Source organism: Nonomuraea sp. NPDC049480 (assembly GCF_044465905.1).
Classification (GTDB): Bacteria; Actinomycetota; Actinomycetes; order Streptosporangiales; family Streptosporangiaceae; genus Nonomuraea.
Map to the genome: position 1 here is coordinate 207,039 of NZ_JBITMD010000008.1, position 21,540 is coordinate 228,578.

General features: G+C 69.9%; 15 protein-coding genes. 9 read left to right on the top strand and 6 right to left on the bottom strand.

From position 1 onward, the window contains the following. Nucleotides 1–12: 12 nt before the first annotated feature. Nucleotides 13–2,751 (bottom strand): AAA family ATPase, encoded by a 2,739-nt coding sequence (locus tag ACIBX3_RS24350; protein ID WP_397120598.1) that lies wholly within the window; start codon nt 2,749–2,751, stop codon nt 13–15. Nucleotides 2,752–3,186: 435 nt separating this feature from the next. Here ACIBX3_RS24350 and ACIBX3_RS24355 point away from each other — a divergent pair, with 435 nt between their 5' ends. The 3 genes from ACIBX3_RS24355 (at nt 3,187) to ACIBX3_RS24365 (ending at nt 8,036) form a co-directional block, all read left to right on the top strand. Further along, nucleotides 3,187–4,416: a 3-deoxy-7-phosphoheptulonate synthase gene (locus ACIBX3_RS24355; protein WP_397120600.1), complete on the top strand. Its 1,230-nt coding sequence runs from the start codon at nt 3,187–3,189 to the stop codon at nt 4,414–4,416. Nucleotides 4,417–4,548: 132 nt separating this feature from the next. After that, a complete protein-coding gene (locus ACIBX3_RS24360) occupies nt 4,549–6,765 on the top strand; it encodes a glycoside hydrolase domain-containing protein (protein ID WP_397121028.1) in 2,217 nt (738 codons plus the stop codon). Then, a complete protein-coding gene (locus ACIBX3_RS24365; RefSeq protein WP_397120602.1) occupies nt 6,762–8,036 on the top strand; it encodes a glycosyltransferase in 1,275 nt (424 codons plus the stop codon). Before ACIBX3_RS24360 ends, ACIBX3_RS24365 begins: the two co-directional genes overlap by 4 nt. A gap of 73 nt (nt 8,037–8,109) precedes the next feature. On the opposite strand, the gene ACIBX3_RS24370 is transcribed toward ACIBX3_RS24365, so the two are convergent. Further along, the gene (locus tag ACIBX3_RS24370; RefSeq protein WP_397120604.1) at nt 8,110–9,516 is read right to left on the bottom strand and encodes a leucine-rich repeat domain-containing protein; all 1,407 of its coding nucleotides are present in this window, start codon (nt 9,514–9,516) and stop codon (nt 8,110–8,112) included. 197 nt (nt 9,517–9,713) lie between these two features. Between ACIBX3_RS24370 and ACIBX3_RS24375 the strand changes: the two genes are divergently transcribed. Then, the gene (locus ACIBX3_RS24375) at nt 9,714–11,141 is read left to right on the top strand and encodes an ATP-binding protein (RefSeq protein ID WP_397120606.1); all 1,428 of its coding nucleotides are present in this window, start codon (nt 9,714–9,716) and stop codon (nt 11,139–11,141) included. Here the strand turns inward: ACIBX3_RS24375 and ACIBX3_RS24380 are convergent. Both ACIBX3_RS24380 and ACIBX3_RS24385 read right to left on the bottom strand, forming a co-directional pair. Then, nucleotides 11,077–12,039: a TAXI family TRAP transporter solute-binding subunit gene (locus ACIBX3_RS24380; RefSeq protein ID WP_397120608.1), complete on the bottom strand. Its 963-nt coding sequence runs from the start codon at nt 12,037–12,039 to the stop codon at nt 11,077–11,079. The genes ACIBX3_RS24375 and ACIBX3_RS24380 overlap by 65 nt on opposite strands. A gap of 4 nt (nt 12,040–12,043) precedes the next feature. Then, nucleotides 12,044–12,697, bottom strand: a complete 654-nt coding sequence (locus tag ACIBX3_RS24385) for a response regulator transcription factor (protein WP_397120610.1) — start codon at nt 12,695–12,697, stop codon at nt 12,044–12,046. Nucleotides 12,698–13,031: 334 nt separating this feature from the next. Between ACIBX3_RS24385 and ACIBX3_RS24390 the strand changes: the two genes are divergently transcribed. Together ACIBX3_RS24390 and ACIBX3_RS24395 are read left to right on the top strand one after the other, a co-directional pair. Then, on the top strand, nt 13,032–15,023 hold the full coding sequence (locus ACIBX3_RS24390; RefSeq protein ID WP_397120612.1) for a TRAP transporter permease: 1,992 nt from the start codon (nt 13,032–13,034) through the stop codon (nt 15,021–15,023). Next, nucleotides 15,020–15,997 (top strand): TAXI family TRAP transporter solute-binding subunit, encoded by a 978-nt coding sequence (locus tag ACIBX3_RS24395; protein WP_397120614.1) that lies wholly within the window; start codon nt 15,020–15,022, stop codon nt 15,995–15,997. The genes ACIBX3_RS24390 and ACIBX3_RS24395 overlap by 4 nt, the downstream gene beginning before the upstream one ends. Here the strand turns inward: ACIBX3_RS24395 and ACIBX3_RS24400 are convergent. After that, the gene (locus ACIBX3_RS24400; RefSeq protein WP_397120616.1) at nt 15,921–16,316 is read right to left on the bottom strand and encodes a hypothetical protein; all 396 of its coding nucleotides are present in this window, start codon (nt 16,314–16,316) and stop codon (nt 15,921–15,923) included. The genes ACIBX3_RS24395 and ACIBX3_RS24400 overlap by 77 nt on opposite strands. A gap of 198 nt (nt 16,317–16,514) precedes the next feature. Here ACIBX3_RS24400 and ACIBX3_RS24405 point away from each other — a divergent pair, with 198 nt between their 5' ends. Then, nucleotides 16,515–17,318 carry an SAM-dependent methyltransferase gene (locus tag ACIBX3_RS24405; protein WP_397120618.1) on the top strand — a complete coding sequence of 268 codons (804 nt, stop codon included), beginning with the start codon at nt 16,515–16,517 and terminating at the stop codon, nt 17,316–17,318. Nucleotides 17,319–17,333: 15 nt separating this feature from the next. Here the strand turns inward: ACIBX3_RS24405 and ACIBX3_RS24410 are convergent, their stop codons facing one another. Beyond that, a complete protein-coding gene (locus ACIBX3_RS24410) occupies nt 17,334–18,824 on the bottom strand; it encodes an aldehyde dehydrogenase family protein (RefSeq protein WP_397120620.1) in 1,491 nt (496 codons plus the stop codon). A gap of 114 nt (nt 18,825–18,938) precedes the next feature. Between ACIBX3_RS24410 and ACIBX3_RS24415 the strand changes: the two genes are divergently transcribed. Both ACIBX3_RS24415 and ACIBX3_RS24420 read left to right on the top strand, forming a co-directional pair. Continuing rightward, complete coding sequence (locus ACIBX3_RS24415; RefSeq protein WP_397120622.1) at nt 18,939–19,787, top strand: IclR family transcriptional regulator; 849 nt, start codon at nt 18,939–18,941, stop codon at nt 19,785–19,787. A gap of 273 nt (nt 19,788–20,060) precedes the next feature. Then, complete coding sequence (locus tag ACIBX3_RS24420; protein WP_397121029.1) at nt 20,061–21,524, top strand: benzaldehyde dehydrogenase; 1,464 nt, start codon at nt 20,061–20,063, stop codon at nt 21,522–21,524. Nucleotides 21,525–21,540: the final 16 nt, after the last annotated feature.

Consider the following 21,540-nt stretch of genomic DNA (forward strand, 5'->3'; position numbering starts at 1 on the left):
ACGCCCGGCTTTCTAAGAGGTTTCGTGCGCGATGAACTGCTTGGTCAGCTCGACACGACTGTTGATGCTGAGCTTCGCGAACACCCGCCGGAGATGGCTGTCGACGGTGTGGGGCGACAGGAACAACATGCTTGCCGCTTCCTTGTTGGTCTTACCGTCCACGATCGCCCGCACGACTCGAAGTTCCGCACTCGTGAGGCTTTCCCACCCTGATGTGGGCCGTTCGGCGCCCAGCGCGCGTACATTGTGCACGCCGAGACGACGAAGCTTCTTCTGCACCCGGGTGATGTCCCGCCGTGCACCGCAGTCCACGTAGAGATCCAGAGCGGAGCCAAGGAACTGGACCGCTTGAGCCTGATGCCGAATGTTCTGCTCCTCTTGTGCCGCGTCCTCAAGGGCGATGCCGGTTGCCAGAGGACGTCCACTGAGCCGGTAGTGCTCCACGGCGTGACGCAAAGCAACCGGGTCATGGCGCAGGAGTCCTTCGGCGTGTTCGGCGCCCCCTGCCAACGACGCCACAGTCGGGTTGCCCTCGCTGATCCGGCGGGCGAAGTCGGCCGCGCCTTCAGCCTCCGCGCTGAGTCCCGCCTTCCTGGCCAGGCGCACGAGCATTGCCGCCGCCGTCGGCGCTTCGGTGAAGAGCACCAGGTCGGGAGCGATCTCCCCTTCGACGTTGATCAGCGTCTGAACCGCCATGCCGGGACGCCCGCTGGCCGCGTGGAACTGAGCGAGCGCCCAATTCAAGTCGGTCTTGTCGGGTACCGCGTCGTCGGACACAAGCCGTTCGGCCATGCGCAAGTGTTCACTGGCGGTGGCGGTATCGCCATGATGCAAGCTGATCCGCGCCAGAACCGCGCGCGCGGATACGGAGTCCTCGGGCGCCGACCGGTCCGTCAGGCGAAGCCCGGTCTCGGCCGCGACGCGTGCTTCGTCGAGCCGGCCGGCCGTCACGAGGAGTTCGGCGAGGTGACCGTGCCACAGCGGCTCCGGCCAAGCCTCGCCGAGCTTCTCCGACTCCTGCTTGATCGCGGCGCAGACGGCGGACGCCTCCTCGAACTGATCGGCTGCGACCAGAGCGCGGACCATCCATGCCCAGAGCGGGCGTTCGCACGTGTCACGGTACGGATGGACCGGCTCCTGCAACGACTCCGCGACGCGGACTCCCCACCCGGTCGCCCCGGTGTCGCCGCCGGCCCTCGCGCGGCGATCGACGATGAGCGGTCGAGCAAGGCTGGTCGACCGCCCGTTCCCGACCGTGGGTCCCGCTCCGGGAACGCTCTTCACACGCTTGGCCGTATCCGCAAGCGACCCCTCCAGCTTGCCCCGGTCCACTTCGCGAAGGTCCCGCCGCGCCAACGTCCGCTGAAGGCACTCGACTGACATGCCGTGGCAGCCGGCGTCCTGGAGCCCTTGAGCGAGATCGAGCATCAGCTGCGCCTCGGCCGCCGCCTCGATGCCGGCACGCACAGCGACGTCCGCGAGGCGACGGGCTTCGGCGGCCCGCCCCGCCCCGGCGAGCAGACACAGGGGCCGGGCCAGCGCCCGCGGTGCTTCGTCGAACGGATCTCCCAGGGCCGAAATGGCCTGAGCCGTGATTTCGTCGCATCCGCATGCCTGAGACTGCGGCGGTGGCGGAGCGATCGCTCGACCGTTGGGCGGCGGCTCAGCACGGGCGGTATTGGGCTCGGCCACACTGATCCGCCCGGATGGGCGCACCATGGTGCCGGTCACGGGCACGGAAGGGGCGGGCTCCACATCACGGAACGGGACATGCTGGAGTGCTTCCCCGATGACATCGTGGACGAAGGCCAGCTTCGCGCCGTTTCTCCGAATCAGCCCTGCTTGTACGGCCTCTTCGACGCTGGAGGACAGGTCGGGGGGCGACGCGCTGAGCAAATCCGCCGCCTCCTCGACCGTGAACGCATGGCCGATCCTTCTGCCGTGCACGAGGAGGCGCCGAACCGCGGACGGCAGCTCGTCCAGCCGGCGGGCGACAGCGGAGAGCACGCATCCGGGCAGACAGTCGGCCAGCACGGAAGCCGTACCATCGACGATGACCACCTGCCCCGCGTCCATGAGTGCGCTGAGCAGGTTCTCCAGCAGCCACGGGTTGCCGCCGCAGTGAGCCGCCCACCTGAGCACCGACGAATCCGGCTTGGCGCCGAGGACGCTGGTACACAGCGCGGCCACGGCCTCATTGTCCAGCGGGCCGAGGTGAAGCCGGCCTGCGGCACGGTCGATCAGCCAGCCGATGGCGTGCTGGGCGAGCGACTGGGCGGGAACCGGCCGGCGCGCGAGCAGCCAGAGCACCGGCGACGAGACGAGCGACTGCACCAGACCCTGAAGAGCCAGACCGCTGACCTCGTCGGCCCGCTGGGCATCGTCGAGAGCGATCAGGAGGGGGCGCCTGCGCGCCGCATTCGCGATCAGTTCGGCCAGGCGATCAGCCAAACAGAACGGATTAATATCCGGGCGAACCAAATCATCGAATTCGGACTCGCTGGGCATCACGTGCCGCAAGAAAGTGATCAGTTCGCGAAGGGGTGTCGGCTGATCGATTACTCCTGTTCGTATGTAAGCCACGGTGAAGCCGCGTTCGGCCCCCTCAAAGGCCGCCGCCTTCAGCATACGAGTCCTGCCTATGCCGATCGGACCCTCGAGGACGATAAACCCACCCGAGCCCTCCAGGGTGGCATTCAAATGATCGACCAGCACGGACAGCATGTGTTCACGCCCGACTAACGGATACATGATCACCTCAGCATCGAGAGGGAAATCTCCCGGTACCCGACGTAACCATGATCACCCATAGTGGTCAAACAATCGCACCCAAGATGGCGTGAATGCGTTACATCAAGATGTATTGATGCAGGTGATCCAAGTGCCCGCGGCCCGCCGCTGTTCGCGGATGCCGGACCTGGTCCTCCGGGACGCGTGTCTCGGAAGACGCCGCCCAACGCTGTGACCGCACGGATGGCTGAGCTGGGTCGGAGGCGCGGCCGACGGGGTCGGCGCAAGGTCGTGCCGAACCGCGGCACAGAACCGTGAGTCGCCGATGAGGCGTGTCCCATCGGCGCGAAGACGTGATGTGCCCGCCCCGGCTGCTGGGTCAAGCTGTCCGAAACGCCTCGACCGGGCGAGGGGCTCCGGTGCGGCCCGCTAACTGGTTTGCTGACGGGAGTAGACATGCAGCCACCCAGCTCCACCGTGGACGTCGACCGACTCCGCCTGCCGGAGAGCCTGCCGGCGGCGCAACAGCCGGAGTGGCGAGAACACGTCGCCTATGACGAGGTCTGTCAAAGGCTGGTTTCGGCTCCGCCTCTTGTGGCGGCCGCGGAAATTCGGCGTCTGCGCTGTTCGCTCTCGAGGCTGATGACCGCGGATGTCCTGCTTCTGCAAGGGGGTGATTGCGCGGAGAGCTTCTACGAATGCACCGAGCAGCACGTAGCGGAAAAGCTGCGTGTCATTGACAGGCTGGGAGATCGCTTGAGCGAACTCACCGGCCGGAGTGTCATACGTGTCGGACGTATGGGTGGACAGTTCGCCAAACCCCGGTCACAGGCAATGGAGCGTCACGGGGAACTCAGTTTCCCCTCCTTCCGGGGGCACATGATAAATTCAGAAATTGCCGCCCCCCTGACCCGGAAGGCCAATCCACGGCGCATGTTGTGGGCCTATGACGCCAGCGACAAAGTGCAACGGGAGATGCGGACGCACCGCCGAGGACACGCCGGCATGCCTGCCATGGAGGGACCGTGGTCCAGTCACGAGGCGCTGGTCATCGACTATGAAACCCGGCTGGTCCGCCGCGATCAGGACATGGGTGACCTGTACCTGACCTCGACGCACCTCCCCTGGGTGGGGGAGCGGACACGCCACCCGGACGGCGCGCATGTCGCCTTGCTGGCCTCGGTGGCCAATCCGGTCGGATGCAAAATCGGATCGACCGCGACCCCCGATGACGTGCTGAACGTGTGTCAGACACTCAATCCGCGCCGCGAGCCCGGCCGGGTCGTGCTGATACCGCGGATGGGCCGGGACCTGATCCGAGAGGTCCTGCCGCCGATCGTCCGGCGTGTGGCGAATGCGGGACACCCGGTGATCTGGCTGGGTGACCCCATGCACGGCAACACGGTCATGTGCGACCAAGTCGGCTTGAAAACCAGGTATCTCACTGACATGATCACTGAAGCCCTGAGATTCCGCGACATCATCGAAGAGCACCGGCAGCACGCCGCCGGACTCCACATAGAGGTCGCGGCGGGCGACGTGACCGAGTGCATCGGCGGGTCAGTGAAGTGCGAGGACGACCTGCTGCGTCACTATTCCTCACTGTGCGACCCAAGACTCAATGTCGCCCAGGCGACCGAGCTCATCGAGGCGTGGGCCAAGGGAGTGGCGACGCGCCGAGCCTGATTCCCGCAGCCGGTGGCGGCGCTCCAGCTCGACCGCTTGGTGATAGGGATAGACAGGAGTTCACCTCGCTGAAACCTACGGTGACCTCGCGCTGGGTACAGTTCCGCCATCCTCGACAACGTTGACCCATTCATCGGCATAGCGGCGACCGACCTGCCTCGAGCGCGCGGTCTGGCCGCCACTTGGTGGTGGCCGAAACCCCAGGTGGGCAACACCCACCCGGGTGCCACGTCGCCGCTGGGCATGGTGTCGGCCTGTGCCTACTCCGGCGCGTACCCGACCGGATACGGGCAGTACGCGAAGAACACCGAGGGCGTGCCCGAGGAGATGTTCGAGCGGCTGCAGGCGTCCGGGTTCACCCACTTCCAGCAGTCCGGCACCGGCGCGATCCGCAAGTACTACAACTACGTTCGGGTCACCCCGATGGTGCAGCCGCTGGACGCGCTGGGGGAGGCGTGGCCGCTGCACGACGAGGTGGCGGAGGCCGGCTACTACGCGGCCACCCTGGACACCGGGGTCCGTTGTGAGCTCACCGTGGGCTCCAAGGTCGCCGTGCACCGGTACACGTTTCCGGAGCACAGCAGCGCCCGCGTAGTGGTCGACCTGTCCTGCGGCGGCCTGGCCATCGAACTCGGCCGTACCGTGCCGTTGCGGGCACAGGTGGAGAGCATGGGCCACGGCCGGGCCCAGGGCACGGTGGTGATGGAGGGCGTCCCTCTGTCGGTGTACCTGGACGTCGACAGCCCGGGCTGGCGCCAGATGCTCTGGTACGACCGGCGGCTCGTCGACGGCGGTACCCGTCTGGACTTCGACAGCATCCGGCACACCACGCTGCGGCCGTTCGGCATGCTCTTCATGGGCCCGGCCGCGGCGGGGCAGACCATCGAGGTGCGGCTCGGGTTCTCGCTGCGCGGCTGCGACCAGGCGCGGCAGAACCTGGAGCGCGAGTGCGGGCAGGGGCAGCCGGCGTTCGACGCGGTGCGTTCCCGGACCCGGGCCCGCTGGGGCGAGCACCTCGACCGGGTCCAGGTCGAGGGGGGCACGCCCGCCCGCCGCACCGTGCTCGCGACGGCGCTCTACCATGCGCTGATCAAGCCGTGCTTCGCCGACGACGAAAGCCCGTTCTGGCCGAGCCCCGGACCGTACGCGTTCGACGTGTGCACCATGTGGGACATCTACAAGACGCAGTTGCCGCTCCTCGCGGCCATCGCCCCGGACCGGGCCGCGGACCTGCTGGAGTCGCTGATCCGGGTCTGCGAGGAGGAGGGCAACTTCCCCATCGGGTACCGGATGGCTCGCGGCGCCGACCGCTTCTTCCGCCAGGCCAGCGCGCTCGCGCACACCGCGCTGGCGGACGCCCACGCTCTGGGCCGGGCGGACCTGGACTGGAACTGGGCGCTCGTGCACATGGTCGACGACCTGCGCCGCCTGTACGGCGAAGACTTCTTCGAGCACGGAGTGGTGCACCCGATCACCCACACCCTCGACCTCGCCTACGCCCACCACTGCACGGCACAGGTCGCCCGGGCGCTGAACGACCGGCGCCTGGCCGACGATCTCGAGGACCGCAGCCGCCAGTGGTCCAACGCCTTCGACCCGGTCACGGGCCTGCTGCGCGACTCGGAGTTCTACGAGGGCGGCAAGTGGAACTACTCGTTCAGGTTGCTGCACGACATGGCCGGGAGGATCGCCCTGGCCGGCGGCGACGAGGCCTTCGCCGACAAGCTGGACATGTTCTTCGGCTTCGGCGCCGCACCGGTGAGGCAGCCCGGCCGGCGCCCGCGGGCGGCGGAGATGGCGGCCGGATACGCCCTGAACCGGTTCGAGGGGTTGAACAACGAGCCCGACATGGAGGCGCCGTGGGCGTACCACTACGCGGGCCGGCCCGACCGCACGGCGCAGGTGGTGCAGGCGGCGCTGACCTGGCAGTTCGGCACCGGCCCCGGCGGGCTGCCCGGTAACGACGACTCCGGCGGCCTCAGCTCGTGGTACGTCTGGGCGTCGCTGGGGCTGTTCCCGGTCGCCGGACAGAACCTGTTCCTGGTCAACGCGCCGGCGTTCTCCCGAGCCGTGCTCCGGACGGGCGGCAACGAGTTCGTCATCGAGACCAGCGGGCACCGCGAGACGCCGATCGGCGTCGACGGCATCGATCGTGACCCGCCGGCGCAGTACGTCCAGTCGGCTACCCTCAACGGCAAACCCCTGCACGCGACACACCTGAGCGCCGCCACCGTGCACCGCGGCGGCCGGTTGCACCTCCGGCTGGGCCCGGAGCCGTCGGCGTGGGGGCGGGGGATCCGCCCGCCGTCCCTTTCAGATCCGCCCGCGACACCGAAGGAAGCGCGATGACCCACCCCCCTCGCCGTCTCGTCATCGTGGTCAGAGCCGACCCGGTCATCTGTGGCCACTCCGGCGAGGCCCGCAACCTCGCCGAGGTGGCACTGACCCGCGGGTTCGCCGACGTACGGCTGTTGACCTGGCCCATTCCGACGCTGCAGGCGGCCGGGCTGCCGCTCAAGCCGCTGGACCGGCTGCTGCCGTACAGCGCCGGGATCACCGTGGAGCGGCCGGAGGCGGTGGGGGACTACCGGGTGCCGGACGGGCGTCACCAGGCCGGCCTCACCGGCCGCCTCGTCGAGCTGCTCGCCGAACCGGTGCCCACGACCTGCCTGTCGATGTACCTCGCTCCGCACACCTCGGTGGTCGTGGAGGCGGTCGCGGCCGCACGCGCGGCCGGGTTCGCGCCCGACATCCACACCGTCGCGAAAGCGGTCGGCTCCGACGTGACCAACGTGATCCGGTCGTGCCTGCGGGAAGGCCGGTTCGGCGCGGCGACCGTGCTGTTCACCACGTTCCTGGCCAACGACGAGGTCGTCGCCGTCTCGGAGTACACCCGGGAGGAGATCGTCGCCTCGGCCGAGCAGGTGGACGCTCTCTGCGGCACCACGTTCGCCGAACAATGCCGGCGCCGCGTGACCGTCAGCTACCCGCCGATCGACTCCGCCGCCTTCCTCGACCTGGATCCGGCGCAGGTGGACGCCGCGCTCGCGCGACGCGGTCTCGAGCGTGACGGGTACATCCTGTTCCTGTCCCGGGTGACGCGGGCCAAGGGGATCGACGACCTGCTGACCGCCTTCAGGCAGATGCGCTGCCGGTCGCGCGTGAAACTGGTCGTCGCCGGCACCGGGCCCATGCTGGAGCAGGTGCAGGCGATGGCCGGGGACGACGACCGGGTGGTCTTCCTCACCGATGTCGACGACCACGAGAAGCCGCTGCTCATGCGCGGCTGTGCGGTCTACGTCCTGCCCACCAAGCCCGAGCCCGACTTCGTCGAGACGTTCGGCATCGCCCTGGCCGAGAAGATGCTGGCCGGCGGTGGGCCGATCATCACCACCATGACGGGTGGGACCATCGAGGCGGTCGGCGACACCGCCGTCATCGTCGAGGCCGGGGACATCGCCGGTCTGGTCGCGGCTGTGGACCGGGTGGTCCTGGACATGTCCGCCGCCGAGCGGCAGGACCTGGAGTTCCGCGCCCGCGCCCGTGCGATGTCCTTCGACCGGGCCGTGGTGTTCGACACCCTGTTCCCGCAGGAGGCGCCCGCCGTCGGGGTTCTCTGACCTGGGCTCGTGCGCGAGCCCGCACCCTTGCCGGGCTCGACCCGGCTGCCCGGGGTCCTGGGGGATCGTGCGGTCAGGCGGCCGGGTTCCGCCTGACCAGCTTGATCGTGGGATTGCCCGCCGGCACGAAGCTCGCCCAGGCGGACGTGGCGCCGGTGTAGTAGATGGTCAGCTTCGCCGGGTCGGCTCCCGTGAACGCGGCGCCGTCCTGGGCCGGTGGCCGCCGGCCGAGGTACAGCGCTCGCAGGCGGGGAGTACGCGCGAAGACACGCGGACCGAGCCTGCTCAGGCTCGGTGCGTACACCGATTCGAGGCTCTCGTCGCCGGAGATCGAGTCGTGCCAGGCGGTGGTCAGCGCGGGCGCGTACAGCTTCTTGAGCGAGGCGAGGTGGACGATGGCGTTCTTGTCCAGCGTCCGCAGGCTCGGCAGCCGCAGCACCTTGATGCCTGTCCCGGCGGCGGCGTTGCCGTTGAGATCGAAGCAGTTGATGCCGATGTAGCGGACCTTGGGCAGGTTGACCGCTTCCAGCGCGTGACTGTCGTTCAATCCGTTCCTGCCGATCGACTCCAGCTCTGGAGCGTTGAAGTAGCGCAGGCGGGAAGCGTCGTCGAAGGCGAAGTCGTCGATGGTGCGCACCTTCGGGAGGTTGACCTTCGTCAGGTACTGGTTGCGGCGGAACGCGTTCGCGCCGATCTCCGTGACGCTGGGCAGGTAGAGCACGCTGAGCTTGGCGTACGGTCCGTGTCCGAACGCCATCGCGCCGACGGTGCGAGCCGCCTTGAAGCTGACCGAGGCGAGGTTGTGGTTGCTGAAGGAGCCAGGCTTGATGTCCTGCAGATCGTCCAGCACCAGGTGCCTGACCCACGACCCCCACCAGCCGTTGTGCCACAGGTAGGGCGAGCGCCCGCCGCGTGCGATCTGCCCGGCGCAGGCCAGCCCGGAGCCGGGTGTGCATTCGGTCCCGCCCTGGAGGGATCGCAGGTTGTAGATGTGCAGCCGGTTCAGATCGGTCAGCCCGAGCCCGCCCGCGCTCGCGGCGTTGCCGACTGTCTGTACCGCCGCCAGGTCGGCATCGTTCAGCGCGGTCCCGCCGGTGAGGTAGAGCGCGATGCCGGTGCTTCGCGCGAGCTCCGCCCGTGCCTTGCCGAGTTGCGCCTTCAGCGGGCGCTGCGAGGCTCGGGACACGTCGTAGGACAGCGTGAACGTGCCGGACGGCAAGGCGTGGTCGCCGGGCTTGGACGGCCGGTAGGCGTACGTCTCCTTCCTGCTCAGCTCCCCGTCGGAGGAGAAGACGGGGTCGGCTCCCGGATCCCTGCCCGGATCGGGCAGACCGGCGCCGGCGTGCGGCGCCGCGGGGATCGCGGTGCGCACGGCTGCCGATGCCGCCGGGCTTGGCGCGCCGCAGACGGCGACCGCCGTCGCCAGCGCGGTCAGGGCCAGATGGCGGGCTGAGGAGTTGGCACGACTCTTGTCGCTCATCGCTGCCTTACTGTCGTCGCCTCCCGGGTGAAGGCTCTCGTGAGAGGAGACGAAACAGACGGGCGCGGATAACAGAAACCTGTGCCCTCATATGGACGGCATCCTGAGGACCCTGCCGCGGCTCCCTGTCCGAGCCAGAACCGCTGTGCGCATAATTGCAGCCGGCTCTCGTCCATCGCTCTCATGAGGGGGTTCGCGTGCGCAGACGCCTGCTGATCATCGTGTTCGCCCTCGTCGCCGGGCTGGTGGCGGCGCTCGGCCTGCCTCTGGCGGTGACGAGCGCCGATCAGACGTCCCAGGAGCTGTTCATCAGCCGGGCCGACGACACGGCCAGGTTCGCGGATGTGGCGGAGTCGGCGCTCTCGACGGGGCGGACCAGGCGGCTGGTGGCCGATCTGGTGCGTTACGACGAGTTGTACGACACGCCGGTTCTCGTCGTGGACTCGGACGGAGGGGTCGTCGCGTCGTCTCGCGAAGGGCTGTCGACCTCGCAGGAGGGGGTCCGCACTCCGCTGCTGCGCGGGCTGGCCGGGCGTCCGCCGCAGCGCCCGCACGTGTTGTGGCCGTGGGACGACCGGCCGTACGTCGTCGTCGAGCCCGTGGTGCGAGACAGCCGGGTCCTGGGCGCGGCCGTCACGATCTCGCCCACGCACAGAGCCCGCGACGAGGTCGCCCGGCAGCTCCTCTACCTCGGGCTGGGCGGGATGGTCGCGCTGCTGGTGGTGGCACTGGCGGTTGCCGTACCCGTGGTGCGGTGGGTGCTGCGGCCGGTGCACGACCTGGACGAGGCCGCTCACGCGGTGGGGTCGGGCCGGCATGCCACCCATGTGTCCGACCGGACCGGGCCGCCTGAGCTGCGGCGGCTGGCAGCGAGTTTCAACGCGATGGCCGACAGCGTCGCCGCCGCCGTGTTCAAGCAGCGCGCCTTCGTCGCCCAGGCCTCGCATCAGCTTCGCAACCCTCTCACCGCCCTGCGCCTGCGGATGGAGAACGCGGACTCCTACGTCTCGGATGCGCACGGACGTGAGGAACTGCGGCTCGCCCTGGAGGAGGCGGACCGGCTCGGGGAGAGCGTCGACGCGCTGCTGCAGCTCGCCCGGGCCGAGTCCATGAACGCGGCCCCGCGCTCGCTCGACGTGTCGGCCGCGATCCGGCGGCGCGCGGTGGCATGGCAGGCCGCCTACCAGAGCTCGGCCACGCCCCTGGAGGTCGACGTGCCGGACGGCATGACCGCCACCGGCCTGCCTGATCTGCTCGATCACGCCTTGGACGCGCTGCTCGACAACGCGCTGAAGTTCGGACGGGGAAGCGCGGTGGAGGTGAAGGCCCGCTCCCGCGACGACGTGGTGGAGATCCGCGTCCGCGACAACGGGCCGGGTCTCTCCGCGGAGGAGCTGGCCCGGGCGGGCGATCGGTTCTGGCGCAGCCCCCGGCACCAGAACGTGCGCGGCACGGGCCTGGGACTCGCCATCACCCGGACTTTGGCCGAGGAGAGCGGCGGCTCCATGGAGGTGTCGGCCGCGAAACCACACGGGCTGGAGGTTCTGATCACGCTTCCCGTCACCGGTGCGACGAGCGATACCAGCGGATCGCGCCCTCGTGCAGATCAAGCGGATAGGTCATGATCGCCGAACCGGGGTCGAGGCGGCGGGCCTCGGGATGCGTTTCGGCGAGCCGGGGCTGACCCTCGAAGAGCAGCCTGGTCAGCCAGTAGGCCGTCGCCGCCGGCAGCCCGCGCCGGACGACGAGATAGTTCGGCACGCTCACGGTCGTCACCGCGCTGGACAGCCCATAGACCGAGGCGGGCACCGTCGTCTCCATGTAGAGATCGCCGTACGTGCGGGTGAGCGACTCCGCGGTGGTGCCGAGGTCGATGAGCCGCACGTCCGTCCCTCGGCGAAGGTCCGTGATGGCGGCGCTGGGCAGCCCTCCGCTCCAGAAGAACGCATCGATCTTCCCCGCCGCGAGCGCTTCGGCCGAGGCCCCGACGTCGAGGCGCCGCAGGTCGACCTCGTCGGCGAGCCCCGCTGTGCCGAGGATGCGCGCGGCCGTGACGGCGGTCCCCGACCCCTCGCCGCCGTCCGAGACACGCCTGCCCTTCAGGTCCGCGACGGTCCGCACCGGACCGTCGTCGCGCACCACGAGCTGGACGTAGTTGTCGTACAGGTGCGCCAGAGCGACGATCGGCTGTGGCGCGCGGAAGGGCGGCCGCCCGGCTACGGCGTCGGCTGCCACGTCGGCGAGTGCGAATCCCACCTCGGCGTGGCCTGCCGCGACCATCTCGATGTTGTCCACGGTGCCGCCGGAGGCGACGGTGACGGCGGTCCCAGCGAGCCGGTCCCCGAGCACGCCGGCGTACGCTCTGCCGTACACCTCGTAGACGCCGCCTTCGGAGCCTGTGGCGATCCTGACACCGCCCGCCGGGACCGGCGGCACCTCCGCTTGGCCGCATCCGGCGGCCACGGGAACCGAGAGGATGATCGTCAACAGGCCGCGCCTGGAGAGCTCCCCGCGCCACATCATGTCCCTAGCTCCTGGCCAGCCGGTAGCCGACGCCGCGCACGGTCTCGAGCACCGTGGGCTCGCCGAGTTTGGCACGCAGCGTGGCCATGTGGACGTCAAGGGTACGGCCCGCCCCGGGCCATGTCGTGCCCCAGACCTCGATGAGGAGGCGCTCCCGTGGCACGACGACACCCGGCTCGTGGGCGAGGCAGGCGAGGAGGTCGAACTCCTTGCGGGTCAGGACGACCGGTTCCGCGCCCCTCGTGACCGCGTGGGCGGCCAGGTCGATGTGCAGGTCGCCGATCTCGACGACCGGCTTGGGTCTTGGCCTGGACCGGCGCATCACGGCCTCGACGCGTGCCATCAGTTCGGCCATCGAATAGGGCTTGACCAGGTAGTCGTCGGCTCCGGACCGCAGCCCGACGATCCTGTCGCGTTCCTCGCCGCGGGCGGTGACGGCGATGATGGCGACATCGGTGTCGTTCCGTCGCAACCGGCGGCACAGATCGACGCCGTCGCCGTCCGGCAGTCCGAGATCGAGCAGGATCATGTCGACGGTGGGCGCGGCCAGTGCCTCGGCCACGCTGCCGGCACGCAGGACCTCGAAGCCGTGCCGGCACAGCGCCGCGGCCAGGGCGGCGGCGACTCGGGCGTCGTCTTCCACGACAAGGACGCGCATGGTCACGCCTGGTTCTGTCTGCCGACTCGTGGTTCATTGTCCCACGAGAGGTGTCCGGGGGTACCGTCGTCCATCTCCACCGCCGTCTGCCGGACCTGACCAGTCGTCTGCGCCCCCGGCCCGCCTCTGATGCGGTTCCGCAGCATGCGCACCATAAACCGGAATGCCGTCCTGGCGGCCTCCACGATGCCGGATTTGATCTGGCCTTAACACAGGCGGCGTGTCTTCCCTAAGAGTTCATCAAATGCGGATGCCGGCACCTTCAAACGTGCGCCAGGTCACATCTACGTTTCACGCAACCGGCGGCTGTGCGCCGGAGAGCATGGAGGTAGTGGTGACAACCGCCGATCAGAGCGCCACCCAGGCCCGCAGCACCGAGGAGCTCATCGCCGAATACGACGCCGAGCGACCGGCGCGTCACATCACGGGGCGGCTGGCGTACGTCATCGGCGCACTGGCGCTCGGCGTATCGCTCTACGCGCTCTACGCCGTCTTCAACCCGATGCCGGTGCTGCCGTATCGGATGAGCTTCCTGGCCGCGGTGCTGCCGCTGACGTTCCTGGCCTACCGGCCCGGCCTGCCGCGACGGCCGGGGCGGCGGTCCGCGGCGCGAGCCACGGACAATCCCGGCGTCGCCGACTGGATCCTTGCCGGGCTCTCCCTGGTGGTCTGCGCGTATCCGCTGCTGGGCTTCGACATGTTCATCCGGCGGACCTTCGAGCCGTCATCCCTCGATCTGCTCATGGGCGCCGGGTGCCTGCTTCTGGTGCTCGAAGCAACGCGCCGTACCGTGGGGGCTATCCTGCCGGGGATCTGCCTCGCCTTCCTCGCCTACGCCTACTACGGCGGCTACCTCCCCGTCGATTCCGTCGTCGGACATCGCGGCTACGGCGTCGAACGCATCGTCGTCCAGCTCTACATGGGCACCGAAGGGCTGTTCGGGGTGCCGCTCGACGTCGCCGCGACCTACATCGTGCTCTTCACGATCTACGGTGCGGTGCTCGAGTATTCGGGGGCGGGGGCCTTCTTCGTCAACATCTCGTTCGCGGCGTTCCGCCGGTCGGCCGCGGCGCCCGGGCGTACGGTCACCCTGGCCGGGTTCCTGCTCGGCACCGTCTCCGGCTCGGGCACGGCCACCGCCGTGTCGCTGGGCAGCGTGGCGTGGCCGATCCTGCGGCGGGCCGGCTATCCGCGCGAACACGGAGGCGGCATCCTCGCCGCCGCGGGGATCGGCGCGATCCTGTCCCCGCCGACGCTCGGGGCGGCGGCGTTCATCATCGCCGAGTACCTCAAGGTCTCGTACCTGACCGTCCTGCTCTACGCCACCGTGCCGACGGTGCTGTACTACCTCGGGATCATCCTGGCCGTCGAGATCGACGCCCGCCGGTTCGGCACGCACGGCGTCGAGATGGAGACCGGCTCCGCCTGGCGGCTGCTGTCCCGGTTCGGTTACCACTTCTCCTCGCTGATCGCGATCGTGGTGCTGATGGCGTTGGGCGTGTCGCCCTTCCGCGCCGTCGTCTACGCCACCATCCTGGCCTTCCTGCTGTCGTTCCTCGACCGCGAGCAGCGCCTCGGCCCCCGGCGGGCGGTCCAGGCGCTCTCCGCCGGAACGCTGGGCGTGCTGCCCGTCGCCGCCACCACGGCCGCGGCCGGGGTGATCGTCGCGATGGTGACCCTCACCGGTCTCGGACTGAAGGCCTCACGGATCATCGTCGACCTGGCGGGGGGCCATCTGGCGATGACCGCCCTGGTGGCGGCGGTGGCGGTGCTGCTGCTGGGCCTCGCCGTCCCGGTGACCGCGTCGTTCATCATCGCGGCCGTCATCATCGGTCCCGCACTGCAGACCCTGGGCGTCCCGGCGGACGCGGCGTACATGTTCATCTTCTATTACGCCGTCCTGTCCGAGGTCACGCCGCCGACCGCGCTGGCCGCTGTCGCGGCGTCGGCCATCACAGGTGGCAACGCCTTCAAGACGATGATGATGACCTGGAAGTACACCCTCCCGGCCTTCCTGGTGCCGTTCGCCTTCGTGCTCGCCCCCGCCGGGCGGGCGCTGCTCTGGCAGGCTCCGCTCCCTCAGGTGCTCATGGCGCTGGCGGTATCGGCGGTCGCCGTGATCGCCCTGGCGGCCGCCACCGGCGGCTGGATGGTACGCCGTGCGGGATGGCCCGAACGTGTCATGTCGGGGGGCGCGGCGGTCGCCCTCCTCTATCTCGAACCGTCGAGCATCGCGGCCGGGCTGGCCCTGCTCGCCCTGGCGCTGGTCGTCCACGTGGCGCTCCGCCGGCCGATCACCCCCCACCACATTCAGGAAGGAAAATGATGGGATCTGTCATTCGTCTCGGCACCGCCGCGGTCGCTCTCCTCATCGGTCTCACCGCCTGCGGCGGCGAGCGCCCGAGCGCTGCCGGTGAAGCTCTCTACAAGAGCGGCCGGCTGTCCATCGCCACCGGGAACACCACCGGCGTCTACTACCAGCTCGGCGGAGGCTATGCCGATCTGATCACCAAGAACCTGCCGGGCTACCAGGTCACGGCCGAGGCCACGGGCGCCTCGGTCGAGAACATCCAGCGAGTCGTCCGAGGTGACTCCGACATCGCCTTCACCCTGGCGGACGCCGCGAGCGACGCCGCCACGGGCAAGGGGGCCTTCAACAGCCCGCAGCCGATCAGAGCCCTGGCGCGGATCTACACGAACTACACCCACGTGATCGCGCGCGCCGACGCCGGCATCCGCACCGTCGCCGACATGAAGGGCAAACGGGTTTCCACCGGATCGCCGAACTCGGGTACGGAGAACATCGCCCTGCGGCTCCTCAAGTCCGCCGGCCTCAACCCGGACTCCGACATCAGCAAGCAGGCGCTGTCTCTGCCGGAAACGGTGCAGGGCATCAAGGACGGCACGCTGGACGCGTTGTTCTGGTCCGGAGGTCTGCCGACGGGAGGCATCACCGACCTCACCACGAGCCTGAAGGACGACATCATGTTCGTGCCGGTCGACGATCTGCTCCCCAAGCTGCAGGCCGAGTACGGTCCCGTCTACCAGGCCACCGCTCTGAAGAAGGACGTGTACGCCACCGGGTCGGACGTGCCGACCATCGCCGTGCCCAACCTGCTGGTCGTGTCGGACAAGATGCCCGCCGATCTCGCCGCCGGCCTCACCAAAATCATCTTCGATCATCAGGCGGAGCTGGTGAAGGTCCACCCGGAGGCGAAGAACATCAGCAGGAAGGATGCGCCTGAGACCGAGCCCGTTGTCCTCCACGACGGCGCCCAGCGGTATTTCCAGGGCACCTGAAGCCGAGCTCGGTGATCCAGGCGGTCACCTTGGCGCAGCGGGCCGGAGTCGCCTCCGGCGTGCTCTCGATCTTGGCGAGTGCCGCGCCGCGCACGGTGTAGAGGCGGTCGGCCTCCATCCACAGGTCGCCGTTCGGCGCGCTGGCGGGGTTGCTGAGCTCCAGCGCCAGCACGACGACCGCCGCTCCCGCGATGGCGGCGAGCACGCACAGGCCGGGCCAGACCCAGAGGTGCGGGTCGATCACGACGCCGATGCCGCCCAGCAGGCAGCCCAGCCCTGCGGCCCCGATCAGCAGGATCCGTCCCCACGCACGGTGCATGAGGTCATGGTGGCGCCGGCACGCCTGGCCGGCCGCTCGTAGCGGCGAACTGTGATGGAGGCGTCGCCTAAAGTGCTGGGCGGCCTGCCCGGTCGTCCTTGGAGACGCTCCGAGCGGCGGTAAGCCACATTTCACGATCTCCCACAGCTTATGATCATTTGTACCTGTAAGGCCGGAACCGCGAGAAAGGATCGTCCTGTGGGGGACAACTTCGACGTACGGAATGCCGGCATCGACACGACCAGGCCCAGCATCGCGAGGGCTTATGACGTCGTCCTGAACGGAAAGGACAACTTCGAGGTCGACCGGGCCTTCGTCGCCGAGATCGTGAAGGTCGTCCCGGAGATCTACGACGTGGCGACCTACAACCGGCAGATCCTCGGCCGAGGTGTCCGGTTCATGTGCGCCGAGGGTGTCACCCAGTTCATCGACCTCGGCTCGGGGCTGCCGACCGTCGAGAACACCCACCACGTCGCGCAGCGGGCGAACCCGCGGGCGCGGGTGGTGTACGTCGACAACGACCCGATGGTGCTGGCCCACGGGCGGGCGCTGCTGGCGGAGAACGCGAACACCGGGGTCGTCACCTCCGACCTGCGCGACCCGGCGGCGATCCTGGCCGACCCGAGCGTCCGGGAGCTCATCGACTTCGACCGGCCGGTGGGCGTGATGCTGGTCGGCATCCTGCACCACCTGCACGACGACGAAGACCCCAAGGGGATCGTCGAGGCGTACATGGAGGCGGTGCCGCCGGGCAGCCACCTGTTCATCACGCACTTCTGCGACTCCAGCGAGGAGGCCAGGGACGCGGAGAAGAAGTTCCTCGCGCTGCTCGGCACCGGGCGGTTCCGGACCCCGGAGGAGATCACCGCGTTCTTCGACGGCTACGAGCTGCTGGAGCCGGGCGTCGTACCGCTGCCGCTGTGGCGGCCGGACGGGCCGGTGCCGCAGCACCTGACCGTGGGCCAGCGGCTCATGTACGGCGGCATCGCCCGCAAGCGATAGCGGACACCGGCCGGGTCAGAAGGGGAAGGTGCGGTCCTGGTCCCGGACGGTGATCCACTGGAGTTCGCAGAACTCCTCGGCCGCGAAGCCCAGCCCGAACCGTCCCCAGCCGCTGTCCTTGACGCCGCCGAACGGCATGTGCGGCTCGTCGTTGACGGGCTGGTCGTTGACGTGCACGATGCCGACGTCGAGCGCGGAGGCCAGGCGCAGGCCGCGGCGGCTGTCCCCGGTGATGATCGAGGCGGCCAGGCCGAAGTCGGAGTCGTTGGCCCGGGCGACGGCCTCCTCCGCCGAGCCGACCGCCTCCAGCACCACCACGGGCCCGAACGTCTCGCCCTGCGCGATCTCGGCCTCGTCCGGGACGTCGGTGAGCACGGTGGCCGGGTAGCACGGCGGTGCGGGCACGCCGCCGGCCAGGACGCGGGCGCCGAGCCCGACCGCCTCCTTGACGCGGCGGTCGAGGAGGGCCAGGGCCCACTCGTTGATCACCGGGCCCACGACGGTGGACGGGTCGGACGGGTCGCCCATCGGCAGCGCCGCCACCCTGGCCGCGAACCGCTCGGCGAACTCCTCGGCCAGCGGGCGTTCGACGTAGATGCGCCTGGCGCACATGCAGACCTGCCCCTGATGGACGAACGCGCCGTAGGTGGCGGCGTTCACGGCGTACTCGAGGTCGGCGTCGGCCGCCACGATGAGCGGGTTCTGGCCGCTGAGCTGGAGCACCACGCGCTTCAGGTGCCGGCCTGCCTTCTCCGCCAGCCGCCTGCCGGTCGGCGTCGAGCCGGTGAAGTTGATCCGCTTGACGAGCGGACTGGCGAGCAGCGCGTCGGCGACGGCACCGGCCTCGCCGGGGGCGTGGGTGACGACGTTGAACGCCCCGGCGGGCAGGCCGGCCTCCTGGAGAATTTCCGCCCAGAGCATGCCTCCCGTGTACGGGGACTCCTCCGAGGGTTTCAGCACCACGGTGTTGCCGAGTGCGAGCGGCCCGATGGTCGCCCGCCCGGCGAGGGTGAGCGATGCGTTCCACGGCGCTATCGCCGCGACCACGCCCACGGGACGGCGTACGGCCATCGCCTGGGTGCCCGCGATGTCGGAGGGCAGCAACTCCCCGGCCGGCCGGTAGGCCAGGTGGGCGGCCTGGCGCAGCAGCTTGAGCGTGAAGCCGAACTGCATGTCGCCGAACTGGCGGCCGCAGCCGGTCTCCGCGGCGAGGGCGGCGAGGACCTCGTGGCGGCGGCCCTCCAAGAGGTCGGCCGCGCGCAGGAAGATCCGCTGCCGCTCCGCGGGCAGCGCGCGGGCCCAGCCGCCGAACGCCTCATGGGCGGCGGCGATCGCCCGTTCCGCGTCCTCGCGGTCTCCGGCGGCGACCTCCCCGAGCGCCTCACCCGACCAGGGGGAACGGTTCGGGTACGTGCGGCCGGAGCCGGCCTCCACCCGGTCGCCGCCGATGAAGTGCCCCACAGGCGGCCTGGGCCAGCCGCTCCCGGTGCGCTCCCCTCCGGCCATAGAGCCCCCCGATCTCCGCGCTCGCGCCGGTCCGGCCAGAAGCGTTCACGCCATCGGCCCTGGCCGTCAAAATGGTTCGAATACTTAGAACGATAGGGCCGTATCCTGACGCCCGTGACCGATGACGCCTCTCCACGACCAGGTCGAGCTCCGGGCCGCACGACGGCCGACCCCTCCGCCGCCTTCTCCGTGTCACTGGAACGCGGCCTGCGCGTCCTGTCCGCCTTCAGCGGGGACCGCTCCGTGCTGGGGATCGCCGACCTGGCGCGGGCCGTCGGGCTCAACAAGAGCACGACCTACCGGTACGTCGCGACGCTCACCAAGCTGGACTACCTCCGGCAGGACCCGGAGACGAAGAAGTACTTCCTCGGCCCGCGGGTGGTGGACCTCGGATTCGCGGCGATCGACTCCATGGAGCTCACCAAGGTCGCCGGCCCCCTGCTCCAGGCCCTGGCCGACGAGACGGGCTTCACCGTGAGCATGGGGCTGTGCGACGGGCCGGACGTGGTCTACGTGGACCGCAGGCGCAGCGGCCGGCGCAGCTCCCTCGCCATGGATCTCAACCTGCACGTCGGCTCCCGGCTGCCGGCCTACTGCACCTCCATGGGCAAGGTCCTGCTGGCGTACAAGGACCCGGCGACGCTCAGGCAGATCCTCGACCACACCGACATGGCCCGCCGCGGCCCCAAGACGATCACCAACAGGGAGCAGCTGATCGCCGCGCTCGCCAAGGTGCGCCAGAGCGCCGTCGCGGTCAACGACGAGGAGCTCGCCCCTGGGCTGCGGTCGTTCGCGGCGCCGGTGCGGGACCGCTCAGGCGAGGTCGTCGCCGCGGTCAACATCGCCGTCCATCTCACCGTCGCGCCGACCGCCGTGGAGGCGCTGGCCGGACGCCTCGAACCGGCGCTCCGGCGCACGGCCGCCGAGATCTCCAGGCGCCTCGGCCACCGCCCTCAGCCGTAGCCGGCGTTTCAACCAGGCAAATCACGTTCGAACCCTCGGAACACAGTGTTGCTCTGGTGTTAACGGGACCGTACGGTCGGCTCAACTTCCGCCACCCGAGGTCCGTGCCGCTCCCCGGCCACGGGGTGCCGGGCGAGTTACCCCCAGAGCAACCGCGGTGTGCCCAGGACGAGTGACGCCTGCGCGTGCCGTCGACGCAAGGAGTTCGGTGTGAGCGACACCTCCACGGACGACCTGAACCGCCGGCACGATACGGAGAAAGAGGAACCACCTGTGGGACTGCTCGCCAGCGTCGACTGGCAAGGAAAGATCTTCAAGAACGGCGCGTGGACGGCCGGACGCGGCGGCGACTACGCGGTCGTCGAGCCCGCCACCGGCGGCGAACTCGGCCGGATGGGGCTCGCGACCCCCGACGACGTCGCCGACGCCGCCGCGAGCGCGGCCGAGGCCCAACGGGAGTGGGCGGCGATGCCGCACACCGCCCGCGCCGCCGTCCTGCGCAAGGCCGGTGACCTGTGGCAGCGGCACGCCGAGGAGATCAGCGGCTGGAACGTCCGCGAGGTCGGCACGGTCCCGGGCATGGCCGGGTTCGCGCTGCACGTCGCGGCCGAGGAATGCTACGAGGCCGCCTCGCTGCCCGGCCGCGCGATCGGCGAGCTCCTGCCCTCGGAACAGCCGCGGCTGTCCCTGGCGCGCCGCCTGCCGGCCGGGGTGGTCGCGGTGATCTCGCCGTTCAACGTACCGATCATCCTCGGCATCCGCTCGGTCGCGCCGGCGCTCGCGCTCGGCAACGCCGTCATCCTCAAGCCCGACCCGCGTACCGCGGTCACCGGCGGCACGCTCATGGCCCGCGTGTTCGAGGAGGCGGGGTTGCCGCCGGGCGTGCTGCAGATGCTGCCCGGCGGCCCCGACGTCGGCGAGGCGCTGATCATCGACCCGCACGTGCGGGTCATCTCCTTCACCGGCTCCACCCCGGTGGGCCGCCGCATCGGCGAGCTGGCCGGGCGCCATCTCAAGCGCGCCCACCTGGAGCTCGGCGGCAACTCCGCGCTGCTCGTGCTGGACGATGCCGACGTGGACGCGGCGGTGAACCTGGCCGCCTGGGGGTCCTTCTTCCACCAGGGCCAGATCTGCATGACCACCGGTCGCCACCTGGTCGCCGACCGCCTTTACGACGACTTCGTGGAACGGCTCGCCGCCAAGGCCGGCGGGCTCCCGGCCGGCGACCCGGCCACGGGCGAGGTGGCGCTCGGCCCCGTGATCGACGCGGGCCAGCGCGACAAGATCCACCGTATGGTGACCGCCAGCGTCGACCAGGGCGCGAAGCTGGCCTCCGGCGGGACCTACGAGCAGCTCTTCTACCGGCCGACGGTGCTGGCCGACGTCCCGCTGACCGCGCCCGCCTTCGCCGAGGAGGTCTTCGGCCCCGTCGCGCCGGTCACCCGCGTCTCCTCGGCAGAGGAGGCCGCCAAGCTGGCCGCCGCCGGAGAGTACGGCCTGTCGCTCGGCATCGTGACCCGCGACGTGATGCGGGGCCTGGCCGTCGCCGAGCAGATCCCGACCGGGATCGTCCACATCAACGACCAGACCATCAACGACGAGGCCAACGCGCCGTTCGGCGGCGTACGCGCCTCCGGCACCGGCGCCCGCTTCGGCGGGGCCGCCGCCAACATCGAGGCGTTCACCGAGACCCGCTGGATCACCATGCGCGGAGAACCGCCGCGCTACCCGTTCTGATCGGGAGCAGCCAGGC

Excerpts from the sequence above, each read along its gene's own strand:
- ACIBX3_RS24400 (WP_397120616.1), bottom strand. The coding sequence starts at position 16,316 with ATGCACCGTGCGTGGGGACGGATCCTGCTGATCGGGGCCGCAGGGCTG.
- ACIBX3_RS24385 (WP_397120610.1), bottom strand. The coding sequence starts at position 12,697 with ATGCGCGTCCTTGTCGTGGAAGACGACGCCCGAGTCGCCGCCGCCCTG.
- ACIBX3_RS24395 (WP_397120614.1), top strand. The coding sequence starts at position 15,020 with ATGATGGGATCTGTCATTCGTCTCGGCACCGCCGCGGTCGCTCTCCTC.
- ACIBX3_RS24380 (WP_397120608.1), bottom strand. The coding sequence starts at position 12,039 with ATGATGTGGCGCGGGGAGCTCTCCAGGCGCGGCCTGTTGACGATCATC.
- ACIBX3_RS24410 (WP_397120620.1), bottom strand. The coding sequence starts at position 18,824 with ATGGCCGGAGGGGAGCGCACCGGGAGCGGCTGGCCCAGGCCGCCTGTG.
- ACIBX3_RS24350 (WP_397120598.1), bottom strand. The coding sequence starts at position 2,751 with ATGTATCCGTTAGTCGGGCGTGAACACATGCTGTCCGTGCTGGTCGAT.
- ACIBX3_RS24370 (WP_397120604.1), bottom strand. The coding sequence starts at position 9,516 with ATGAGCGACAAGAGTCGTGCCAACTCCTCAGCCCGCCATCTGGCCCTG.
- ACIBX3_RS24365 (WP_397120602.1), top strand. The coding sequence starts at position 6,762 with ATGACCCACCCCCCTCGCCGTCTCGTCATCGTGGTCAGAGCCGACCCG.
- ACIBX3_RS24355 (WP_397120600.1), top strand. The coding sequence starts at position 3,187 with ATGCAGCCACCCAGCTCCACCGTGGACGTCGACCGACTCCGCCTGCCG.